The 22,453-nt window shown below is 72.3% G+C and carries 19 protein-coding genes; 12 read left to right on the forward strand and 7 right to left on the reverse strand.

Annotation, left to right across the window (positions count from 1 at the left end; all coding sequences use genetic code 11):
* The first annotated feature begins 1,252 nt into the window (after positions 1 to 1,252).
* On the forward strand, positions 1,253 to 3,448 hold the full coding sequence (locus tag IDM40_RS25800) for a serine/threonine-protein kinase (protein ID WP_193124678.1): 2,196 nt from the start codon (positions 1,253 to 1,255) through the stop codon (positions 3,446 to 3,448).
* Positions 3,449 to 3,777: 329 nt separating this feature from the next.
* Complete coding sequence (locus IDM40_RS25805) at positions 3,778 to 4,320, forward strand: glyoxalase superfamily protein (protein WP_193124679.1); 543 nt, start codon at positions 3,778 to 3,780, stop codon at positions 4,318 to 4,320.
* A gap of 185 nt (positions 4,321 to 4,505) precedes the next feature.
* On the opposite strand, the gene IDM40_RS25810 is transcribed toward IDM40_RS25805, so the two are convergent.
* Both IDM40_RS25810 and IDM40_RS25815 read right to left on the reverse strand, forming a co-directional pair.
* Positions 4,506 to 5,324 carry an SAM-dependent methyltransferase gene (locus IDM40_RS25810; protein WP_193124680.1) on the reverse strand — a complete coding sequence of 273 codons (819 nt, stop codon included), beginning with the start codon at positions 5,322 to 5,324 and terminating at the stop codon, positions 4,506 to 4,508.
* Positions 5,325 to 5,482: 158 nt separating this feature from the next.
* The gene (locus IDM40_RS25815; RefSeq protein WP_216631333.1) at positions 5,483 to 6,529 is read right to left on the reverse strand and encodes a YeiH family protein; all 1,047 of its coding nucleotides are present in this window, start codon (positions 6,527 to 6,529) and stop codon (positions 5,483 to 5,485) included.
* Between the two features lie 71 nt (positions 6,530 to 6,600).
* On the opposite strand from IDM40_RS25815, the gene IDM40_RS25820 reads away from it, so the two are divergent.
* From IDM40_RS25820 to IDM40_RS25840, 5 genes are all read left to right on the forward strand, one after another.
* The gene (locus tag IDM40_RS25820; RefSeq protein ID WP_193124682.1) at positions 6,601 to 7,527 is read left to right on the forward strand and encodes a LysR family transcriptional regulator; all 927 of its coding nucleotides are present in this window, start codon (positions 6,601 to 6,603) and stop codon (positions 7,525 to 7,527) included.
* Positions 7,528 to 7,747: 220 nt separating this feature from the next.
* Complete coding sequence (locus tag IDM40_RS25825) at positions 7,748 to 8,725, forward strand: glucosyl-3-phosphoglycerate synthase (RefSeq protein WP_193124683.1); 978 nt, start codon at positions 7,748 to 7,750, stop codon at positions 8,723 to 8,725.
* Entirely contained in the window at positions 8,719 to 9,579 is an 861-nt protein-coding gene (gene folP / locus IDM40_RS25830; RefSeq protein ID WP_193124684.1) for a dihydropteroate synthase, read from the forward strand. The genes IDM40_RS25825 and folP overlap by 7 nt, the downstream gene beginning before the upstream one ends.
* Before the next feature lie 58 nt (positions 9,580 to 9,637).
* The gene (locus IDM40_RS25835; RefSeq protein WP_193124685.1) at positions 9,638 to 10,333 is read left to right on the forward strand and encodes a class III extradiol ring-cleavage dioxygenase family protein; all 696 of its coding nucleotides are present in this window, start codon (positions 9,638 to 9,640) and stop codon (positions 10,331 to 10,333) included.
* The gene (locus tag IDM40_RS25840; RefSeq protein WP_328807128.1) at positions 10,318 to 11,094 is read left to right on the forward strand and encodes a pyrimidine reductase family protein; all 777 of its coding nucleotides are present in this window, start codon (positions 10,318 to 10,320) and stop codon (positions 11,092 to 11,094) included. Before IDM40_RS25835 ends, IDM40_RS25840 begins: the two co-directional genes overlap by 16 nt.
* 62 nt (positions 11,095 to 11,156) lie before the next feature.
* On the opposite strand, the gene IDM40_RS25845 is transcribed toward IDM40_RS25840, so the two are convergent.
* The 3 genes from IDM40_RS25845 to IDM40_RS25855 all read right to left on the reverse strand — a co-directional run bounded on the left by IDM40_RS25845 (position 11,157) and on the right by IDM40_RS25855 (position 14,681).
* Positions 11,157 to 12,413: a PrsW family intramembrane metalloprotease gene (locus IDM40_RS25845; RefSeq protein ID WP_193124687.1), complete on the reverse strand. Its 1,257-nt coding sequence runs from the start codon at positions 12,411 to 12,413 to the stop codon at positions 11,157 to 11,159.
* Positions 12,413 to 13,021: a hypothetical protein gene (locus IDM40_RS25850; RefSeq protein ID WP_193124688.1), complete on the reverse strand. Its 609-nt coding sequence runs from the start codon at positions 13,019 to 13,021 to the stop codon at positions 12,413 to 12,415. Before IDM40_RS25850 ends, IDM40_RS25845 begins: the two co-directional genes overlap by 1 nt.
* A gap of 184 nt (positions 13,022 to 13,205) precedes the next feature.
* Positions 13,206 to 14,681, reverse strand: a complete 1,476-nt coding sequence (locus IDM40_RS25855; RefSeq protein ID WP_193124689.1) for a bifunctional phosphatase PAP2/diacylglycerol kinase family protein — start codon at positions 14,679 to 14,681, stop codon at positions 13,206 to 13,208.
* Between the two features lie 159 nt (positions 14,682 to 14,840).
* Between IDM40_RS25855 and IDM40_RS25860 the strand changes: the two genes are divergently transcribed.
* From IDM40_RS25860 to IDM40_RS25880, 5 genes are read left to right on the forward strand one after another with little or no spacing between them, the layout of a single operon-like run.
* The gene (locus IDM40_RS25860; protein ID WP_193124690.1) at positions 14,841 to 16,136 is read left to right on the forward strand and encodes an NAD(P)/FAD-dependent oxidoreductase; all 1,296 of its coding nucleotides are present in this window, start codon (positions 14,841 to 14,843) and stop codon (positions 16,134 to 16,136) included.
* The gene (locus IDM40_RS25865; RefSeq protein WP_328807129.1) at positions 16,133 to 16,900 is read left to right on the forward strand and encodes a DUF1365 domain-containing protein; all 768 of its coding nucleotides are present in this window, start codon (positions 16,133 to 16,135) and stop codon (positions 16,898 to 16,900) included. The genes IDM40_RS25860 and IDM40_RS25865 overlap by 4 nt, the downstream gene beginning before the upstream one ends.
* A complete protein-coding gene (locus IDM40_RS25870; RefSeq protein ID WP_193124692.1) occupies positions 16,897 to 18,138 on the forward strand; it encodes an SAM-dependent methyltransferase in 1,242 nt (413 codons plus the stop codon). Before IDM40_RS25865 ends, IDM40_RS25870 begins: the two co-directional genes overlap by 4 nt.
* Complete coding sequence (locus IDM40_RS25875) at positions 18,138 to 19,442, forward strand: SAM-dependent methyltransferase (RefSeq protein ID WP_235997952.1); 1,305 nt, start codon at positions 18,138 to 18,140, stop codon at positions 19,440 to 19,442. Before IDM40_RS25870 ends, IDM40_RS25875 begins: the two co-directional genes overlap by 1 nt.
* Positions 19,439 to 20,266 carry a DUF1295 domain-containing protein gene (locus IDM40_RS25880; RefSeq protein WP_193124693.1) on the forward strand — a complete coding sequence of 276 codons (828 nt, stop codon included), beginning with the start codon at positions 19,439 to 19,441 and terminating at the stop codon, positions 20,264 to 20,266. Before IDM40_RS25875 ends, IDM40_RS25880 begins: the two co-directional genes overlap by 4 nt.
* Before the next feature lie 85 nt (positions 20,267 to 20,351).
* Here the strand turns inward: IDM40_RS25880 and IDM40_RS25885 are convergent, their stop codons facing one another.
* Both IDM40_RS25885 and IDM40_RS25890 read right to left on the reverse strand, forming a co-directional pair.
* Positions 20,352 to 21,143 (reverse strand): SDR family oxidoreductase, encoded by a 792-nt coding sequence (locus tag IDM40_RS25885; RefSeq protein ID WP_193124694.1) that lies wholly within the window; start codon positions 21,141 to 21,143, stop codon positions 20,352 to 20,354.
* 188 nt (positions 21,144 to 21,331) lie between these two features.
* A complete protein-coding gene (locus IDM40_RS25890; RefSeq protein ID WP_193124695.1) occupies positions 21,332 to 22,381 on the reverse strand; it encodes an NAD(P)-dependent alcohol dehydrogenase in 1,050 nt (349 codons plus the stop codon).
* Positions 22,382 to 22,453: the final 72 nt, after the last annotated feature.

The raw sequence follows: 22,453 nt of genomic DNA on the forward strand, positions 1-22,453 counted from the left end.
CGCCTCAAGTACCGCCACTCCCGCACCGAAAACACCCCCGCCAGCGGTGTCGGCAGCACCGCTGGCGCCGAGGGTGCCTGAACCTCCGGCGGGGCCCGTGGTGTGAGCGCCTTCGGCCTCAGAGGTGCTCCAGGTCCGCGCCCAGTGGTGGCCGCCCGCCCCGCCGGCGGCCACCGGCACCGAGTGCAACCCCTGGAGAATCTCCACGGAAGACGGTCGCCGCTCGCACACCTGTGGCGGCCGGTCTTGACCCCACCGGGGTGTGATTGGGCTTGGACGTTCGCGCGGCCTGGCCTGTACGGGGTCCAGAACGGTGCCCGAGCCGCCGTTGTCGGTCGTTGGTAGTGCTGTTATGAGCACCTGACAACGTTCTCAGTGCTGTTGTGAGCACTAACAACGACACGGAACAGGGCATCCGTACCACTCGGCCCACCAGCAATCGGGGCTGGCCGATCCCGCGCATGTGTTGCCCCCGGCCTCAACGCCGTACTCGGAGTGGCCGGGGCCCGGAGGCCATCCGCACGCGTGTCACCCCTGAGACGCAATGCTCTACCGGGAGTGCGCGGGGCGTGCCTGTGCGGTTGCCGTTGCTTGTGCTGTTGGTCTTCGCAGGAGCGAGCCACCACGCACACGCCTCGACCGTTGGTCGCAATGAAGCACCCCAGGGGGTGAGGTAGTTGCCGTCACCTCTGCTCACCGTTCTTTTGGCTGCGGGCGGGGGCCTCGGGGGAGCGGGGGGTTCGTCGATGCGGGTCGGGTCAGCCCGGCGAACAGGCCCGGAGCGCACACCCCGAGGCGCCCCGGCCAACCACGCACAACGCCGACACATCCACTCCGACCCGGAGATCAGGGGGTGGCGCCGACGCGGGTTGCGCGCAGGGCCGGCCGGGCTATCGTTCCCGACCCCGACGAACCACCACCCCCGAGGCAACACCAACGAACACCCACACCCCCGCAACTCGACAACCCGGTGCCGTAGTCACCTGTCTCTCGATCCGTCGATCCTCCATCCCCCCTACAAATCGTTACTGCGGCCGGCCGATTCCCACAGGCGGCGGACGCTGGGAAGCGTTTCTCCACAATGGCCCGTGCTTGCATTTGCGACCGCTTCGGCCGTTCCGGTTTCGGCGTTGATGTCTGGCCGTTCGTGCGGATGTGCGCTCGACTTGCTGTATGGGGAGTATCCGGTCTCGGTACGATCGCTGTGCCCCGGCCTTCCCGACCCGGCTGGGGCCACCCCCGATCCCCCGTCATGCTGGAGGCACCGCAAGTGGTCGATGTCGGTTCCGAACTGGGTGGCTACACCCTGGTGCGCGCGCTCGGGGAAGGCGGCTTCGGCACGGTCTTCCTCGGCGAGGACGGCCGGGGCAGACAGGGCGCCGTCAAGGTCATGCACCCCAGGCACGCCACGGACGCGGACTTCCGTGAGCGGTTCGCGCGTGAGGTGGAGCTGGCGCGGCAGGTGTCGTCGTTCTGTACGGCGCGTGTGCTGGGGGCGGCCCCGCATGGGTCGCCGCCGTGGGTGGTGACCGAGTATGTGGCGGGGCAGACCTTGGCGCGGGCGATCGCTGAGGAAGGTCCGTACGAGGAGAGCGCGCTGTACCGGATCGCGGTCTCCACGGCCACCGCGCTCGCAGCGATCCACGCGGCGGGCGTGGTGCACCGTGATTTCAAGCCGGAGAACATCATGGTCGCGCCCGATGGTGCGCGAGTGATCGACTTCGGGATCGCCCGGGCGTTGGAGGGCACACGTGCGTCGGCGAGCGCGCTGATCGGCACGCCTCGGTACATGGCTCCGGAGCAGTTCGAGGGCAAGGACGTCACCACCGCGATCGACCTGTTCGCGTGGGGTGCGGTGATCGCCTACGCCGCCACCGGGGCGGATGCTTTCGCCGGGTCTTCGCAGGCCTCGGTGATGCATCGGGTGCTCATGGACGAGCCGGATCTGGACGGGGTTCCGGCGAGCCTGCGCCCGGTTCTGGAACGGTGCCTGGCCAAGGATCCCGCTGAGCGGCCGAGTTCACGGGTGTTGCTGGGATGGCTGCTGGGCTACGAGGACCTTGGCGGGGGTTCTTCGCGCCTGAAAGGCGTCGGCGAAGGAGCCGGGACCACCGAAGTGGTCGATCACGGGGTCGTGCTGAGCCATGGAGAAGGCGTGGGGACCGGGCGGATCTCCCTGCCGCCGCGGGCCTCCGCGGCCCGTCCAGAGGGGGACGCGGGTGGCCGAGGAACCGGTGTGCCCGACGGGGCCGGCGCCGGGGTGGGGTCCACGCCGGATCCGGACCGCAACTCGGGTGCGCGCCCCTTCCTCTTCCAGGGGCGTGAGTACGTTGAACCGTTCGCTCTGGCCGAGGCGATGCAGGTGGACTGGGGCGGAGCGTGTGCGGCTGTGGAGTCGGCGCCTCAGCGGCAGGCGTTGCGCCGGTGGTTGCCCGCGGACTCGCCGGTGCGGGCTCTGCTGGCCCGGCGGCCCATCTCGCCGGAGGAGACCGACCGGATGGTGGCGCACGTGATCGCGCACATGGGTCCGGAGCTGTCGCCGGTCTACCGTGACCTGGACATGGGCATCGACACCCTGTTCGACGAGAATGGCGCGCTCGCCGACTGGACGCGGCAGGTGGAACGGCTGTGGTCCAAGATCACCGCGGGGCTGTTGGAACCCCTGAGCCTGCACCACTGCACCGACCCGGACGGGCACGGGTGCGTTCCGGGGCGCCCGTGCGAGCGGTACATCGACGCGGCCACGAGCGTGCGCGAGGCGCACGAAGTCGTCGAGGCGTACCGTGCCTGGTCCCGGGAAGCCTCGGCGCCCTTCACCGACGACCGGCTGGTCTTCGAGGTCGATGTGCTGGACGTGCTGAACGAGGTCAACGTCGAGGGCCAGGGCGGAACCGTCGAGGAGCTGGTGGAGCTGGCGACCCTGTTCTTGCCGCGAGGCCGCACTGCTGCGGCGGTGTCCGAGGCTGTGCGGCGCGTCCCGGATGAGCGGCGCCGACTCGTTGCGGCCGTGCTTGCCCGCGAGAACCTACCGCTGGGCCGGATGCAGGAAGCCAAGCACGATCTGCTCAGCCGCTCCAAAAATGAGATTCGGATCTGGGGGCGTTCGATCCCGGGGATCGGTGGAAAGATCATCGAGCTCGAGCAGAAATTCATCTATCGCAGGTCCAGCTTTCTCCAGATCGGCCTTGCGGCCGTGTGCTTGCTGGTCTTGGCTCCGATCGCCGCGGTTGCCAGCGAGGTTCTGACGGCGTCGTTCGTTGCCGTAGCGACGGTCCTGATCCTGACCTCGTACGTGACGAGCTTGCGGGAAAGCGACGCTCTCCCCGGCTTCGACCGCACCCGTTACAGTCCGGCGGAGGGCCTGCGACTCCTCGAACAGGCCGAGGCGCGGCTTCCGGAGGTGGCGATGCCCGGGTCGCCCTACGCCGCCTCGGCCGCCGCGGACTGAAACGGGTGCCGGCCTGGGCTTCGGAGGTCATGCGGTCCTGGGACTCGTTGACAGCGGCGTTCAGCGGACTTGTTCGGTTCGCCGTGCGTCCGTCAGAGCCCGAGCGCTCGGTAGGTACCTTGGTGGCAGGGGCACGCGATGGGCCCGCCGCCCGCGCCGAGGTTCTCGGTCCGGTGAACGCATCGCACGGTTCTTCTGTCAGAGGTTCTCGTGAGCATCACGGTGCCCCGGACGGCAATGCGGGCACCGACCACATCCTCGGATCCGGACCTTCAGGCCTGTCGGCCTCCGGGTTTCCGGATCTCCGGCACCGGGATTGCGAAGAGCCCATGAATCTCACCCCGGACGACGCCAAGGCCGCCGCGCGAGCGCTCCGACGGAGCCTGGCCGCGACCGACGTCGCCATCACCCACAGCCGTGCGCTGGAGATCGTCTCGCAGCAGCTCGGCTTCGCCGACTGGAACACCGCATCGGCCGCGCTGTCCGCCTCGCGCGCGGGATCGGGCACAGGATCGGGCGCCGCGGTTCCGGTGCTGCGTATCCTCGACGAGCCCTTGGCCAGGGGGTTCTACCTCGACCACCTTGGCTTCCACGTCGAGTGGGAGCACCGCTTCGAGCCCGGGATGCCGCTGTACCTGCGGGTTCGTCGCGACGAGACCGTGCTGGACCTGTCCGAGCACCACGGTGACGGTACGCCCGGCACGGCGGTGTGGATCCCCGTAGCCGATGTCGCCGCCTTCCACACCGACATCTCCGAACGTCCCTATCGGGGGCTTCGGCCCGGCATCGACCGCGATGCTCCTGGCGGGCCAACGGTCGAGGTCACCGATCCGTTCGGGAACGTTCTGCGTTTCTGCGAACCGGCCGGCTGACCGGAGGGCGCCCACAGTGCGCCCCCGTCCGGCCCGTCCGGCCCGCCGCGGTGAGGCGGGCCGTTCCGGTGGTCCCGGTGGTCCTCGTGCCCGGTGGCGCTTCGGAGACTTCGTGCCCGCTCAGCGGCTGATCCCGCCGCGTGGTGGCCGCCGTGCGGTGAGGTCACGAGGGGCCTGCGGGTGTGTCAGGGCTTGCGTCCGACCCCGCAGAAGTCGTCGACCTCGACGGTCTCGCCCACCTCGACCTCGTCAGGGCGCCAGCGGCTCACGGACACCACCCCCGGATCCAGGAGTTCGAGCCCTTCGAAGAACCCGGCGATCTTCTCCGGTGTCCTGTTCACCCGAGGGTTCTGGCCGGTTTCGTTCCAGCTCCGCGTCATCTCGTTCATCGTCTCGGGGTGAATGACATTGGTGTCGTCGTACAGCACGAGATGGCTGCCCGAGGGAAGAGCCGCTACGAGCCGTCGGACGAGGGAATACGCTTCCTCGTCATCAGTGATGTGGCCGACGACCCCCATGAGCATCAGGGCGATGGGCTGATCGAAGTCCAGGGTCCGTGCTGCCCGGGAGAGGATGACGTCCGGCTCGCGCAGGTCCGCGTCGATGTAATCGGTGGCGCCTTCGTCGGTGCCGACGAGCAGGGCCCTGGCGTGGGCCAGAACGAGGGGATCGTGGTCGGAGTAGACGATACGCGCATCGGGTGCGATCGCCTGTGCCACCTCGTGGGTGTTGTTCGCGGTGGGCAGTCCGGTGCCGACGTCGAGGAACTGGCGTATGCCCACGTCGCGGGTCAGATGGGTGACCGCACGTACGAGGAAGGCGCGGGCGGCCACCGCGATCTCGACGATGTGGGGGTTCGTTCGACGGATGTGGTCGCCGACGGCGCGGTCGGACGGGTAGTTGTCCTTGCCGCCCAGCCAGTAATTCCAGACGCGTGCCGATTGGGGGACCGACGTGTCCAGCTGGGGCTGAGGGACGTGGCCGTGCGCTCTGTCGTCTGTCATGAGGGCCTAACAGTCAATGATGAGGGGCCTGCAGACTAGTCGACCCACCCCGCGATACGGCAGCTCCCGATGGTCTTCGCGCGGGCGGGCTGTGTCAGGGATCCAAGCGACACGGTTCCGACCCACGGCCCGGGGGATGGGCCGTCCGGACGAGCTCCTCAGACCGCGTCGAAGCCCAAGAGCCCGGGGACCACCACCGCCGACCAGCTGACGAGCACGATCACGAGCGTCGAGACCGCGGACAGCGCGACGGGGCGCACCCCCACCTCGAGCAGAGCCTTCACGTGAACGTTCAGCCCCAGGGCGAACATCGCGGTGGAGAGCGCGAGCGCCTGCAGGAACCCGGCGGCCTCCAACACCGGATCCGGCACGACCCCCGTGCTCCTCAACGCCACACAGGCGAGGAACCCCAGCACGAACAGCGGGACGACGGGCGGGCGTTTCTTCCGGTCCGCGCCGCCGGCAGTACCCGGAGCGCTCTCACGCCCGCGCCGGCTCCAGGCGATCCCGGCCAGGACCGGAACCAACAGGAGCACACGGGCCAGCTTCACCGTGACCGCCACGGCCAGGGCCCCGCCCCCCGCCATGCCACCGGCGGCAACGACCTGCGCGACCTCGTGGGTGCTCAGCCCGATCAGGAGCCCGGTCTGCTCCGGTGTGAAGCCCGAGAGCGCCCCCAGCGCCGGCATCAGCGGGATCATCGCCGTGCCGAAGACCACGACCATGGCGACGGCGGTCGCCACCTCCCGCTCGTCGGAATCGGTGACCGAGTCCGTGCCCGCGACCGCCGCCGCACCGCAGATCGAGAAGCCCGAGGCCACCAGGAGACGCTGGTTCAGGCCCAGCCCGAGCAGGCGCCCCACCACCATCGTGGCCCAGAAGGTGAGGCCGACCGCTGCGATGACGGCGGCGATCACCCAGATCCCCAACCCGAGAACGTCCCCGATCAACAGCTGCAGGCCCAACAGCACGATCCCCACGCGCAGCACCGGTTTTGCCGCCACGGCCGCGCCCGGCACCAGAACACGGGGGTAGGGCGCGCAGTTGCGCCACACGATCCCGACGACGATCGCGACGACCAGCCCGCTCACACCGTCGAACGGGGCGGCGGCCGCCGTGCTGAGTGCCCCGACGGCGAAACAGACGAGCAGACCGGGCGACAGCCGCCCGAAGGCCTGACCTGGAGAAAGAGGGGGGTTCGACATGGGTCCCATGCTGTGACCGCTGCCGGACGTCCGGTAGAGAGAGATCGACCATGAGGTCATATGGTGGCGATATGGATGAGGCCGGGATGATGGCGGACTGGGTGCAGATCCCCTCCCTACGACTGCTCGCCGCCCTCGCCGACTCCGGGTCCGTGGGGGCCGCGGCCCGCCGCGTCGGCATCGCCCAGCCCAACGCCTCGCGCAGCATCGCCATGTTGGAGCGGCGGACGGGCCTCAGGATGCTCGACCGTTCCCCGCGCGGCTCCACACTCACGCGGGAAGGGCAGCTGGCCGCGGCGTGGGCACAGGAGGTCCTGGACTCCCTCGAGCGGTTCGCCGCAGGGACCCGGGCCCTGGCCCACGACGGGACCGGAAAGCTCGCCGTCGGGGCCTCGCAGACCGTCGCCGAGCACCTCGCGCCCCTGTGGATCAGCCGGCTCAACCGGTCCCACCCGAGCATCAGCGTCGTGCTCGACATGCAGAACTCCGAGCGTGTGATCGCCGGTGTGGTGTCCGGTGAGTACGGGATCGGGTTCGTCGAATCGCCGACCGTCCCCGAGCACCTGCACCAGGCCGTCATCTGCGAGGACCCGCTGGAGCTGGTCGTGGCACCGGACCACCCCTGGGCTGCGCACGCGGCCCGGGGCGGGGCCGTCCACCTGCCGGAGTTGGCACGGACACCCCTGGTCATCAGGGAGGCCGGGTCGGGAACACGGGCCCTGGTGGACGAGGTGCTCGAACCGTTCGGCCCGGCGCGCCCGGTCAGCGAGCTCAACAGCACGGCGGCGATCATCCGGGCGGTCCGAGCCGGGGCAGGACCGGCGATCCTGAGCCGGCTGGCGTCCGCCGACGAACTCGCCGGCGGACGCCTGGTCCCGGTCCCGGTCGCGGACGGCACACCGCGGCGCAAGCTGCGCGCTGTCTGGACCGGCCCCGCCACCCCGGTCGGTTCCGCCGCCCGCATGGTGGAGACCGCACTGGGGACCGGCCCCCTCTGACCGCCGCACAGGGCTCGGGCCGCCGGGCGGATTCCCGGGCCGCGTCGTCGCGAGCCTCACCCCCGCCCGACCCCACCCCCGGAGCGACGGCGCGTAGGCTCTGGGGAGCAGGGGCCCGGCCCCTGCCCGCCGCCCCGGACCGGCACCGACACCGGCCGGGGCAGAGCGAAGCGACACACGTCCCGGTGCCTGTGGCCCGGGAACCTTCTGGAGGAGCACGGTGAACGACGGCTGGTTCGAGCGGCACACCCGGCATTGCACGGAGTGGACGCCGCGACACCTGGTGGAGCTCAAGAGGGACACCGGAACCACCGTCAGCCTGGTCGTCCCCGCCCGTGACGAGGAGGCCACCGTCGGCAGCATCGTCTCCCGCGTGCGCGAGGAACTGGTCGAGCGCTTCCCCCTCCTCGACGAGATCGTGGTCATGGACTCCGACTCCACCGACGCCACCGCACGCGAGGCGGCCGGCGCCGGCGCGCGCGTGCACCGCACCGTCGACGTGCGCCCCGACCTGGGCCACCACCGCGGCAAGGGCGAGGCGCTGTGGAAGGCGCAGTTCGTCACCCACGGCGACATCCTGGTCTTCCTCGACGCCGACCTCGTCGAGTGGGACACCCACTTCGTGTCCGGGCTCCTGGGGCCGCTGCTGGAGGAGCCCCGCGTGGAGCTGGTCAAGGCCTTCTACGACCGGGTCCTGGACCGCGAGGACGCCCGCCCCACCCACGAGGGCGGCCGCGTCACCGAGCTCGTCGCCCGCCCCACGATCGCGCTGCGCTGGCCGGAGCTGTCCGGCATCATCCAGCCGCTGTCGGGGGAGTGGGCGATCCGCCGTTCCCTGCTCCGTGAACTACCCGTCCCGGTGGGCTACGGGGTCGAGCTGGCCACCCTCGTGGACACCCACCTGAGCCGGGGTGTGGACGCGATCGCCCAGGTCGGCATGGGGCGCCGGGGGCACCACCACCAGAGCCTGCACGGGCTCGGCGCCATGGCCACCGAGCTCCTCGCGGTCGCCGACCGCCGGGCGGGTGCGGGGCCGGGCGCCGACACCGTGGAACTGCACCAGTACGGGACCGGGGGGAAGACGATGACCACCGAGGTCGGGGTCGTGGAACGAGGGCCGGCGAGCCGGGTGGGTCCGCCCCCGGCCGGGCACGGAACCGGGGCGCAGCTCGCCGGGGAGGTGGCCGGCCGGTGCTGAGACTGCGCGGGCGCGACTACGGCGCCGACACCTCCCTGGTCATGGCGATCGTCAACCGCACCACCGACTCCTTCTACGACAAGGGCGCCACCTGGGCCGAGGGGCCCGCCCTCGAACGGGTGCGCAAGGTCGTGGACGAGGGCGCCGACATCGTCGACATCGGCGGCATCAAGGCCGCACCGGGCGAGGAGATCGACGCCGACGAGGAGAAGCGCCGCGTCGTGGACTTCGTCGCCGCGGTGCGCGCCGAGTTCCCCGACCTGATCATCAGCGTCGACACCTGGCGCGCCACCGTCGGGGAGGCGGTGTGCGAGGCCGGCGCCGACCTGCTCAACGACGCCTGGGGCGGGCACGACCCCGGACTGGCGGAGGTCGCCGCGGAGCAGGGAGCAGCGTTGGTGTGCACCCACACCGGCGGGGTCACCCCGCGCACCCGTCCGCACCGGGTGGCCTACGACGACGTGGTGCGCGACGCGATCGACTCCACGGTCGCCCAGGCCGAACGCGCGGTGGCCCTGGGCGTGGACCCGGCCTCGGCGATCATCGACCCGGCGCACGACTTCGGCAAGAACACCTGGCACTCCCTGGAACTGACCCGCCGCCTGGACGAGATGGTCGCCACCGGGTGGCCGGTCCTGGTGTCGCTGTCCAACAAGGACTTCGTGGGGGAGAGCCTCGACCTGCCCGTGGGCGAACGGCTGACCGGGACCCTGGCGGCCACCGCGGTCTCGGCCTGGCACGGGGCGCAGGTCTACCGTGTCCACGAGGTCGCCGAGACCCGGCAGGTCCTGGACATGGTCGCGAGCATCCGCGGGGTGCGTCCTCCGGCCCGCACCGTCCGGGGCCTGGCCTGAGCCCGGTCCCCGGAACCCGACCGCGTCCACGGACGGCACCGCCTGGAAGGAAGCACCGATGATCGTCGGCACCGCAGTGTGCCCGCACCCGCCGCTGCTGCTGCGGGAACTGACCGGGGGCGAGGACGTGGCCGCCCCCTTGCGCGAGGCCTGCCACGGGGCGCTGGCCGAGCTCGCCGCGACCGCGCCCGACCGCCTGATCGTGGTCGGGGGCGGGACCTCCACCGGTGAGCACAACGACGCGCCTGTGCCCGCGCGCGCCTACGGGGGAGACGGGCCACGGGTGGCGCAGGCCGAAGCGCTCCCGCTGAGCCTGGCGGTGGCACGGCGGCTCCTGGACGAGACCGGGAACGAGCTGCCCGTGGAGCTGCACACCGTCGCCCGCGACGCGGACGCCGGGGAGGTCGCCGCCCTGGCCGCGCGCCTGGCCGGACGCGGTGAACGTGTCGGGCTGATGGTCATGGGCGATGGCAGCGCGCGCCGCGGCGTGAAGGCGCCCGGTCACCTGGACGAGCGTTCCTTCGCCTTCGACGACACCGTGCACCGGGCGGTCTCGGAGGGCGACACCGCCGCGCTGGCCGGGCTGGACGCCGGCCTGGCCGAGGAACTCATGGCCGCGGGGCGGGCCGCGTGGCAGGTCATGGCCGCCGCGGTCGAGCTCGACGGCGTTCCGGTACGGGCCGGGGTGCGGTACGCCGACGACCCGTTCGGGGTGCAGTACCTGGTGGGGGTGTGGACGTGCGAGTCCTCCTGAACGACGCGGTGCCCGACGGCCCGTTCCCCGGTGACCCGGTCGACGGCGCCGGCCTGGAGCGCCTGTACGCCTACCCCGACACCTCCGCGCGCGCGTGGGTGCGCGCGAACATGGTCGCGACGGTGGACGGCGGCGCGGCCGGCAACGACGGGCGCACGGCCTCCATCAACACCGACGCCGACAACAGGGTCTTCACGCTGTTGCGCGACCTGGCCGACGTGATCCTCGTGGGCGCGGGGACCGCCCGGGTCGAGGGGTACCGGCGTGCGGCGCGGCGCAGCGGGGCGCTGGCCGAGCGGGCCCATGCCGAGGGGCGCGGCGCGCACCCGGCGCTGGCGGTGGTCAGCGCGAGCGGGAGCGTCCCGCCGATCCTTGCCGAGGAGGTGCCCGACCGGGGCGCCGTGTACCTGGTGACCTGCCAGGCCGCGGGGCAGGAGGCGCTGCAGCGCGCCCGCGACGTGCTGGGCGCCGAGCGGGTGCTGATCGCCGGGCACGACGAGGTCGACCTGCATCGGGCCGTACGTGTGCTGCACGAGCGGGGGCTGCGCCGGGTGCTGTGCGAGGGCGGGCCGCGCCTGTTGGCGGACGTGGCGGCCGCGGGGGTGCTCGACGAGCTCTGCCACACCGTGGTTCCGCTGATGGCCGGCGGGCAGGCCCAGCGCATCACCGCGGGAACCCCCGCCGATCTGCACCTGTTCCCGCGGCTGGTGTTGGAGGCCGACGGCACGCTCCTGCACCGGTGGATCCGCGACCCGGCCTGACGCTGCGCACAGGAGACGGCCGCCGCCCACGGGGAGGCGACGGCCGTCGGTGATGGCGGAGGTCAGTTCACGGCGTACCGTGCGGCCCGGTCCTCGGCCTCCTCCACCATCCGTTCCTGGCGCCTGCGCACCTCGGGCCGCTCGGGCCGGGCCACGCTTGCCAGGGCCTTGTGCCGGCCGCGCCGGGAGGCCAGGGCCTTGGCGTCCGAACGCCGCATCCCCAGGTCCTTGCCCTGCTCGGACAGCGACCTCTTGACCCGGCTCCGGAAGGTGTGGCGGATCGTGAAGTAGACCGCCATCGCGCTCAGGAAGACGAACGCCACCTTCGCGGCGACGCCGAACAGGCCCTCGCCCAGCAGGGGTGAGTCGAAGAAGAAGTGGCCCAGCATCGCCAGCAGCACCAGACCCACGGCGGCCAGTGCCCGCCGTGCGCCGGGCCGCCAGGCCACCGCGGCCAGCAGACCCACGGCCGTACCGGCGATCGCACTCATGGCCCAGTGGCTGCCGAGCCCGGTCAGGACCACGCGGATCACCGTCGTCTCGGTCACCGAGGTGGCCGGGGCCAGGGCGCCGCTCTGGCTGATCGAGTGGAGCGCGTACAGGAAGTTCTCCGTCACCTCGAAACCGACACCCACGAGCGCCCCGAAGATGAACCCGTCGATGGGCCCGCGCAGGGCGTGCGGGAAGGCGACCGCGATCACGACCACGCCGGCGAGCTTGAGGAACTCCTCGTTGATGGGCGCGGTCAGGGCCGCGCCCCAGGCCCCGGCGGCCTCGTAGCCCAGGATCTGTCCCCACAGGCCACCCATCCCGGTGTTGGCGTAGGCGGCCACGCCGGTCGCTGCCAGGAGGCCCCAGACGGTGGCCAGGACCGCCACCGGCAGCCTGGGTGCCCGCACGGGCCGGATGCGCCGGAAGATCCAGAACCCGACCGCGTAGGTGAGCGCGCACAGCAGGAACGCCAGCACGGCCGGCGCGGCGTAGACGCGCAGGGCCCCGAACATGTTCGTCGACAGCAGCACCAGACCGACCGCGCAGGCCGCGGCCAGGACCACCAGCGCTGCCAGGGCGGGCAGCCGTTGGCCGGGTTCGTGGTCACCGCGCCCGATGTGGACGGGACCGGGGGACTCCCCACCGACCGGTCCGTGGTCGGCCGGTTCGCGGTCGTCCTGCCCGCGGTCGGCCGGCTCGGTCTCGCGGGTGCGGTCCTCGGGGACCACGCCCTCGTGGTCGGGCCCGCGCTGGGAAGGCACCTGCCCTTCCTCGGTTCCGGGTTCCCCGGGTGTGTGCTTGCGGGGTTCGTGCGGTGCGTGGCTCATCAGGACCCCTCCTGGTGCTCGAAGGAGACCGCTTCGACGACGTCCTCCACGGAGGCCAGATCGGCCCCTGTGGCGTTCTCACCGCCGAGGGTCATCTTCACGGCGAAGTTGCCGTCGGGGGAGGGGAAGACGGCGGCGCGTTCGGTGCGGTCCTGGGTGCGCAGGTCCCCGACCAGGCCCCGGGTCCCGTCCTGTGTCGTGGCGGCCTCCGGCTCACCCAGCTGCGCGGACGCGTCGTCGACCCGGCTGGTGGTCTCCATGCCCGACCACAGGTCCTCGGGTGTGGCCTCCATCCCGCCCGGGGGCTGGATCGAGACCAGGTCGAGCTCGACCGGGCCGCGTGTGAACACGTACTGCTGGCCGGCCATGGTCTTGGTGGTGTCCACGTTCCAGCCGTCCTGGGGAAGGTCCAGGGAGGCCGCGTAGTCGCCGCCCGAGCCCAGGTCCACGGTGTCGTCGGACGCCAGCGCCTGGGAGCTCGGGGTGACCGCGTTCAGCAGCGGCCATCCCGCGCCCAGGAGGACGACGGCCCCGGCGGCCACCCCCAACGGGACCCAGTTGCTGCGGGGACGGCGCACCCCCGTCTCCCGCTCCGTCGCCTCTGCCATGCGTGCCCCCTTCGTCGTTCACGGACATGGCGTGTGACGACCACAAGAACAGTCCCTTTTGCGGACCTCGGGAGCATTCGGGAGACTTGTCGCATATTGGCAGGGATTTCACCGGTGCAAGAGCCGGAACCCCGTCAGGGGCGGGCCGGGGCCGTACGTCGGCGTGGCCCCGGCCCCGCGCCCATCAGGCGGAGGACACCGCCGGCACGAACACCCGCAGCGCCGCCGGGCGCTTGGTGAAGTGCACCTTGGACGAGCCCTCGACCACCTCGCCGTCCACCGCGAGCAGCCGCGGCCGCGCCGCGATCGTCAACGACAGGTGCGGCGTGAGGCGCTCGGTGTACCCGCCTCCGCGCGCACGGTGGCCCAGCAGCACGTCGGCCACCGCACGCAGCCGGGGGAAGGGCGAGCGCGCCTCCAGCACCCGCACGTCCAGGCGACCGTCGGCCAGGTTCTCGCGCAGTGCGGGTACCCGCGCGTGCGTGCGGTAGCGGCAGTTACCCACGAACGCCCACCACACACGCGTGGGACGCCCGTCCACCACGGCCGGGGTCGGCTCCACCGACACCAGGTCCGCCAGCAGCGCGGACGCGAACGCCGGCCACTTGCCGATCCGCTCCGCCCACCGGTCCCGGCGCTCCACCATGCGCGGATACGAACCGAACGAGGAGGTGTTGAGGAAGATCCGCCCGTCCACCTCACCGACGTCCACACGTGCCGTGCGCCCGTCCCGGTAGGCCTCCAGCGCCGTGTCCACCGTGTCCAGGCCCAGGGTGCGCGCGAAGTTGTTGAGCGTGCCGTCGGGCAGCACCAGCAGCGGGCGCCCGTGCTCCAGGGCGGCCCGGGCCCCCGTGTTGACCGTGCCGTCGCCGCCGGCCACCGCCAACACCTCCGCGCCGCGGGCGGCCTCGTCCATCACCTCGGCCATGTCGTCGTCGGCCGTGGTCGTCACGATCCGCGCCCGGGGCATGGCACGCGCGATCCGGGTCGTCGTGTCGGCCACGTGCGGGGTGGGAACGCCGCCGTCGGCCGCCCGCGGGTTCAGCACCACCGTCACGTCCGCGCCCTCGGGGTCGGTGCCGCGGTCCGGGGCCGCCACCGCCCGCGCCCCGAACAACAGCTCCGGACGGGGCGGGAGCATCATGCGCGCCGCAAGCCCCGCGCCCACACCGATGGCCGCGCCGCCCAGCACGTCGCCGGGGTAGTGCACCCCGCTGTGCACACGCGAGACCGCCACCGCCGTGGCCAACAACCCCACCAGAGCGGTCAGCGGACGAGGGGCGTCCGAGCCGATGCCGGTGGCGAAGCCCACAGCCGCCGCGGTGTGGCCGGAGGGGAAGGAACTGCTCAGGTAGTCGCGGTAGGGGAAACGGGTCGCGGGCACCAGCGAAGGGTCCGGGCGCGGACGCCGCACGACCTGCTTGAGGGTCGAGGAGGCCGCGTTGGCCAGCCCCGCCGCCGCGATCGCCCGCACCGCGGTACGCCGCAGGCGCGGGCTGCCGGTCACCGCGAGGGTGCCGGCCACGAGGAACCATGGCGCCATGTTGTCCGTGGCCTGCACGAACGTGGGGGTGTAGGGGTCCAGGGACGGGAGTCCCACGGAGGTGGCGCGCCGGTGGGCACGCTCGTCGATCCGCCTCAGACGGCGCAGGATTCGCATGGACCCCAGGGTGGGGGTCCATCGCTCTGCTGTCCAGGCGAGTCCGCGAACCGGGTTCCCCGAAGCCCTCCGGGGAAGAATCTCGAATCCGGAGCAATCCGTCCTCTTCCCGGCTCCGAATCACGGGCATCACCGTGTACACGTGAGCGAAGGGAACCCATGGCAACGGGGCACCACACCGCAGGGCGGCGCCGGGTCGCCGTCATCGGCTCGGGAGTGGCCGGACTGACGGCCGCACACGTCCTGCACCGCCGCGACGACGTCACCCTCTTCGAGGCCCAGGACCGGCTCGGCGGGCACGCCCACACCCACCGCATCGAGGAGGACGGCCGCGACCTGCACGTCGACAGCGGATTCATCGTGCACAACCGCTCCACCTACCCGCACCTGCTGCGGCTCTTCGGCGAGCTCGGCGTGGACACCACCCCCACCGAGATGAGCATGTCGGTGAGCTGCCGGGGCTGCGGGCTGGAGTACGCGGGCGCACGCGGACTGCGCGCCCTGCTGCCCGGGCGCACCCGCCGCTCCGTCTCCTACCTGCGCATGCTGACCGAGATCCCGCGGTTCCACCGGGCCGCTCGCCGCCTGCTCGCACAGGGGGAGACCGACAGCGGCGCCGGCCCCACCCTCGGGGACTTTGTCGACCGGCACGGGTTCAGCCGCTACTTCACCGCGCACTTCCTGCTGCCGCTGGTCTCGGCGGTGTGGTCCTGCCCGGCCGGGACCGCCCTGGACTACCCGGCCCGCTACCTGTTCGTGTTCCTGAACCACCACGGCATGCTCACCGTGTGGGGCTCGCCCCGCTGGTGGACGGTCAGCGGGGGCTCGCACACCTACGTCGAACGTGTGGCCAAGAACCTGCACAGCGTGCGCACCTCGACCCCCGTGCTCGGCCTGACCCGGACCCGCGGGGGCGTCCGGGTCAGGACCGGGCACGGCGAGCACGAGGACTTCGACGCCGCCGTGGTCGCCACCCACGCCGACCAGGCCCTGGCGATGCTCGACGACCCGACGGAGGAACAGCGCCGCACCCTGGGTGCCTTCGAGTACTCCCACAACCGGGTCCTGCTGCACACCGACCCCGGCGTCCTGCCCGGCGACACCACGTCCTGGGCCAGCTGGAACCACCGCCTGCCCTCGTGCGAACCCGACGGCGATCCGGTGCGCGTCAGTTACCACATGAACCGGCTGCAGCGGCTGCCCGCGCGGCGGGACTACGTCGTCACCCTCAACGACGACGGCACCGTCGACCCCGACCGGGTGGTGGCCGCCATGGACTACAGCCACCCCGTCTTCACCCCCGCCTCGGTGTCCGCGCAGAGCCGGCTGCCCGACCTCGACGACGGGGTGCTGGCCTTCGCCGGCGCCCACCACGGCTGGGGGTTCCACGAGGACGGCTGCCGCTCCGGGGCCGCGGCCGCCCGCTCCCTGGGAAGAGAATGGGAGCCACGGTGAGCAGCTCGACCTCCCCGAACCACGCGGGCCCGACCACGCCGGCTCTGTACGAGTCGGTGGTGGGGCACGTCCGCACCGCACCGGTGCACAACGCCTTCACCCACCGCACCTACTACTGGCTGGTCGACCTGGACCACCTGCCGCGGCTGCCCCTCCTGCTGCGTCCCCTGGCCGGGTTCCGCACCGCCGACCACGGCGACGGCGACGCATCCACCCTGCGCGCCGGGGTCGACACCTTCCTCGCCGAGCACGGCATCACGCTCGGCGAGGAACCGCGTGTGCTCATGCTGTGCCAGGCGCGTGTTCTCGGGTACGTCTTCAACCCCCTGACCGTGTACTGGTGCCGCGACCGGACCGGGCTGCGCGCCGTGGTCGCCGAGGTCCACAACACCTACGGCGACCGCCACCGCTACCTGGTCCACACCGACGACCGGGGCCGCGCCACCGTCGACAAGGCCCTCTACGTCTCACCCTTCAACCGGGTGGAGGGCCATTACCGGCTCACCCTGCCCGAACCCGGACCCCGCCTGTCCCTGACCGTGGCCCTGCACCGCCACGGCCATCCTCCGTTCACCGCCACGGTGCGCGGCACCCGTAGGAAGGCCACGCCCGGTGCCCTCCTCCGTGCGGCCCTGCGCCACCCGCTCGCCCCCCTCGTGGCAGCGGCGCGCATCCGACTGCAGGGCATCGGCCTCTACCTGCGCGGACTGCCCGTGCAACCCGACCGGAACAAGGCCCCGACACCGACAGGAACACCACGATGACCACCACCAGCCCGCACACACCCGCCGTCGACGCCGCACGCTGGCCCGACGTCGCCCGTGTGCCCGACGCGCACCTGCGCGCCCGCGCCGCCCGGGTCCTGGGCCGCCACGCCGCGGACCGAGCCGGGGTCCACCTGCGCACCGGCGCCGACCGTGAACCGACCGACGGCAGGCCGGTCCTGGAGCTGTACGACGAACGGTCCTTCTACCGGCGCCTGGCCGCGGGCGGGCTCATCGGTTTCGGCGAGTCCTACATGGCGGGGGAGTGGGACTCCCCGGACCTGGTCACGCTGCTGACCCGCCTGGCCGAGGCCTACGAGGACCTCATCCCGCGCCCGCTGCAACCGCTGCGCCACATCACCCTGCCGCGGCGCCCTTCTTCGGACCGCAACACCCGTAGCGGTGCTCGCCGGCACATCAGCCACCACTACGACCTGTCCAACGACCTCTTCGCGCTCTTCCTCGACCGCACGATGACCTACTCGAGCGCGCTGTTCGGCGACGACGATCCCCGCGACCCCGAGGGCCTGGCACACGCCCAGGAACGCAAGATCGACCGGCTGCTGGACGGCGCCGCCGTCGGTGAGGGCACCCACCTGCTCGAGATCGGCACCGGCTGGGGCGAGCTGGCCGTGCGCGCCGCCCGCCGCGGGGCCCGCGTCACCTCCGTCACCCTGTCGGCCGAACAGCGCGACCTGGCCCGCGAGCGTGTGGCCGAGGCCGGGCTGAGCGAGGCGGTCGACGTGCAGCTGTGCGACTACCGCGACGTCGAGGGCACCTACGACGCCGTGGTCAGCGTCGAGATGATCGAGGCCGTCGGGGAACGCTACTGGCCCGCCTACGTCGAGACGCTCGACCGGCTGGTGGCCCCGGGCGGGCGCGTGGGGCTGCAGAGCATCACCATGGAGCACGGGCTCATGCGCGCCTCGCGGGGCTCCTACACGTGGATGCACAAGTACGTCTTCCCCGGCGGGCTCATCCCGTCGGTCACCGCGATCGAGGAACAGCTGGCCGAGCGTTCCTCCCTGGCGATCACCGACCGCCACGCCTTCGGCACCGACTACGCCGACACCCTGCGCGTGTGGCGCGAGTCCTTCACCGGGGCCGCCGAGCAGGTCCGCGACCTGGGCTTCGACGAGACCTTCGCGCGCATGTGGTTCTTCTACCTGGCCTACTGCGAGGCCGGATTCCGTTCCCGCATCATCGACGTCGAGCAGATCATCCTGGAGCGCAACTGATGGCGACCACGACCGCCGCCCCGCACACCCCCGCCGACGCCACGGGGGCACCCGCAGTCCGGCACCCGCGCGGGGCGGCCCACTTCCTGCTGCCGGCCGCGGCCTCCTTCGTCGACGGCCCGCCGCCCTTCCGCATCCGCGCCTGGGACGGCAGCGAGGCCGGGCCGGACGACGCACCCCTGGTGATCGTGCACGACCGCGACGCCCTGCGGCACGTGCTGGCCCGTCCCGGTGAACTCGGCCTGGCCCGCGCCTACGTGGCCGGACACCTGGACGTCGAGGGCGACCTCACCGACGCGCTGCGCCGAGTTTGGGCGCACGTGCGCACCCACGGCACCCGCGTTCCCCGGCCCGGTGAGTGGGCCCGCACCGCGCGTACGCTCCTGGCGCTGGGCGCGGTCGGAACGCCCCCGCCGGTGCCCGAGTGCGAGGCCCGCATGAGCGGACGCCTGCACACCCGCGAGCGCGACGCCGACGCCGTCTCCCACCACTACGACTCCGGCAACGACCTCTACGCGTTCCTGCTCGACGCGTCGATGGCCTACTCGTGTGCGTACTGGACCAGCGACGCCGACGACTATACGCTCGCCGACGCCCAGCACGACAAGCTCGACCTCATCTGCCGCAAGCTCGAACTCTCCGAGGGCGACCACCTGCTCGACCTCGGCTGCGGATGGGGCTCGCTGGCCCTGCACGCCGCACGCCACCACGGGGCACGGGTCACCGCCGTCACCCTGTCGAAGGAACAGCGCGACCACGTCCTGGAACGCGCCGCGCAGGCCGGGCTCGGCGACCGGGTGCAGGTGCTCCTGAGCCACTTCCGCGAGGTCGCCGGCGGGCCCTACGACGCCGTCGCCACCGTCGAGATGGGCGAGCACGTCGGCGAGGCGGAGTACAAGATCCTGGCCCGCCAGCTGCACACGCTCGTGCGCCCCGGCGGCCCGGTCCTCGTGCAGCAGATGTCGCGCGGCGCCGATCAGCCCGGCGGCGGCCCCTTCATCGAACGCTACGTCGCACCCGACATGCACATGCGTCCCCTCGGCCGCACCATCGACCTGCTCGAGGGCGGCGGGCTCGAGACCCGCGGCGTGCAGGCCCTGCGCGAGCACTACGTGCGCACCGCCCGCGCCTGGCTGCACACCCTGGAGACCCGCTTCGACGAGTTCACCGCCCTGGCCGGCGACGAACGCGCCCGCATGTGGCGCCTGTACCTGGCCGGGGGAGCCCTGGCCTTCGAGGAGGGGCGCATGGGCGTGGACCAGATCCTGCTGCGCCGCCCCGAGCACCCGGGGGTGCAGGCATGATCGACACCGCCGGTCTCCTGCTCAACCTGGCCGTGACCGCGGCCGTCCTGGCAGCCCTGATGCTGGCCGTCTTCGCCGTGGGTGTGCGCCTGGGCCGGCACAGCGTCGTCGACGCCGGATGGGGACTGGGCTTCGTCGCAGTGGCCCTGACCGGGGCGCTGCTGTCCACCGGCGATCCGGCCCGCACCTGGCTCCTGACCGCCCTGGTCGCGGCGTGGGGGCTGCGCCTGGCCGTGCACATCGGGCTGCGCAGCCGCGGCAAGGGCGAGGACCCCCGCTACGAGCGCATGCTCTCGAACGCGCCCGGCAACCGGAACCTGTACGCCCTGCGGTGGGTGTACCTGCTCCAGGGCGCGCTGGTCTGGCTCATCTCCATGCCGCTCCAGCTGGCCGTGCACACCGAGCAACCCCTCGGGTGGGTCGCCTTCGCGGGCGCGGCGCTGTGGGTCTTCGGGTTCGCCTTCGAGAGCGTCGGCGACGCCCAACTGTCCCGGTTCAAGGCCGACCCCGCCAATCGGGGCCGCATCATGGACCGCGGACTGTGGGCCTGGACCCGCCACCCCAACTACTTCGGCGACGCGTGTGTGTGGTGGGGGCTGTTCCTGGTCGCGGCCGGGTCGTGGTGGGCGCTGCTGACCCTGCCCGCGCCCATCGTCATGACCTACCTGCTCACCCGCGGTTCCGGGCAGCGGCTGCTGGACGAGCACATGTCCGGGCGGCCCGGGTGGGAGGAGTACGCGCGCCGTACCAGCGCGTTCCTCCCCTGGCCCCCGGGGCGTTGGCCGACCACCGGGTCGGGCGGGACACCCGCCTCCGAGCGGTGAGGACGTGAGCGGCGGGCGCGTGGACCGCCCCACGCCGGTATGAACGCGGCGGGCGCCGGGGTGGACGGCGCCCGCCGCACTGCTGCTAGGACTCCACCGACGGGATCTGGCCGCCGTCCACGCGCATGACCGACCCGGTCACGTAGCCGGACTGCTGCCCGGCCAGGAACGCGGCGACCGCGCCGAACTCGGCCGGGTCGCCGTACCGGCCGGCGGGGATCGCCGCGCGGTTCTTCTCGGCGGCCTCCTCCACCGCCACACCTTGGCGCTCGGCCTGCGCCCGGTCCAGCGACTCCACACGCGGCGTGGCGATGCGGCCCGGAACGATCACGTTCACGGTGAGCCCGTCCGCGGCGACCTCGTTCGACAGCGTCTTGGACCACGCGTGCAGCGAGGCCCTCAGCGTGTTCGACAGGCCCAGGTTCGGGATCGGCGTGATCGGGCCGGAGGAGGTGCTGGTGATGACCCGGCCCCAACCCCGCTCGCGCATCCCGCCGATGACGGCGTCTGTCAGGCGCACCACCGGCAGGATCATCGAACCGTACTGGTCCTGCCACAGCTGCGGGTCCTGGCCCTGCACCGGGGTGGGCGGCGGCCCGCCGGTGTTGTTGACCAGGATGTCGATCGGGCCGAGCTCGCCGGCCACACGCGCGGCCACCTCCTCGGCGCGGTCGTGCTCGGCGAGGTCCCAGGCCAGGCTCATGGTGCGCACCCCGTGCTCGGCGCAGGCCTGCACGGTCGCCTTCAGACGCTCCTCGTTCCTGCCGGTCACGGCCACGTGCACACCCTCGGCGGCCAGCGCCACGGCCATCGCCCGGCCCAGCCCGGAGCTGGCGGCGGTGACGAGGGCGACCTTCCCTGCGATCCCCAGATCCATCGTTCTCCTCACGTCGTGTCAGTGCACTCGGCATCCTGGCAGGCGACGGGCGGGGCGGGGAAGACCGGGGGTGGTCGGGGACACACGGGGGCGGAGGACGGCGGAACCCGCGCACACCCGCGCACACCCGCGCACACGAGGGCCCGCCCGTCGCGCGGCGGGACGCGGCGGGCGGGCCGTCCGGCGGATCAGCTCTGGTTGGGCACCACCACGGCGCGGCCGGTCACCTCACCGGCCTCCAGACGGCGGTAGGCCTCCAGAGCCTCGTCCATGCTGTAGCGCTCCACCTCCGGGCGGATCTGCCCGGCCCGGTACAGGTCGACGACCTCCCACAGGTCCGAGACGCTGCCCCAGTAGGTGTTGGTCACGTACGACTCGTACGGGTTGGTGAAGAAGGAGAACTCGTGGGTGCCCGTCCCGATGCCCACGACGGACAGACGGCCGCCCTGCGCCATCGACGCGGCCGCCGTGGCGATGGTCGGGGACGCACCCACGAAGTCGAAGGCCGCGTCGACGCCGCGGCCGCGGGTCAGTTCCCGGATCCGCTCGGCCTGGCCCTCGCCGCCGGCCACCGTGACGGCCCCGTTGGCCTCGGCACGGTCGCGGGCGTCGTCCTTGAGGTCGGTGGCGATGACCGTGGCCCCGGTCAGGGCCTTCAGGATCTGCACACCGATCTGTCCCAGGCCGCCCAGCCCGATGACCAACGCGTACTTGCCGCCGCCCTCCAAGTGGGGCAGCGCCTTCTTGATCGCGTGGTACGGGGTCAGCCCGGCGTCGGACAGCGGAGCCGCGGCCACCGGGTCGGCGTCGCCCAAGGGGATGAGGTGGTGGCCCGGAACGGTCACGTACTCGGCCATCCCGCCGTCCCGGCCCAGCCCCACCGCGAGGTAGGGGAGCGTGGCGGCGTTCTCGCAGTAGGTCTCCAGGCCGCTCGCGCACTTGCGGCAGTGCTGGCAGCCGATCGGGCCGTAGACGAGGTAGGGCGCTCCGACCTTGATGCGTTCGCTGACGCCGGTTCCCACACGCTCGACCCAGCCGGAGTTCTCGTGCCCCAGCGTGAACGGCGGGTTCTGGGCACCCGGGCCGCCCTTCTCGAACACGCGGTAGACACTCACGTCGGAGTGGCACGCGCCCGCGCCGGCCACCCTCAGCAGGACCTCCCCCGGGCCGGGTTCGGGTGTCTCCACCTCGGTCAGGGACGGGAACGTCTGGAACTCCTCGAACACCACGGCTCGCATACGGGCTCCCCACTGTCGTGGACCAGGGCCCCGGGGACCACGCACGGTCCACCGGGCGGCCACTCGACGTTA

It is taken from the genome of Nocardiopsis coralli (assembly GCF_014892575.1).
GTDB classification, from domain to species: domain Bacteria; phylum Actinomycetota; class Actinomycetes; order Streptosporangiales; family Streptosporangiaceae; genus Nocardiopsis; species Nocardiopsis coralli.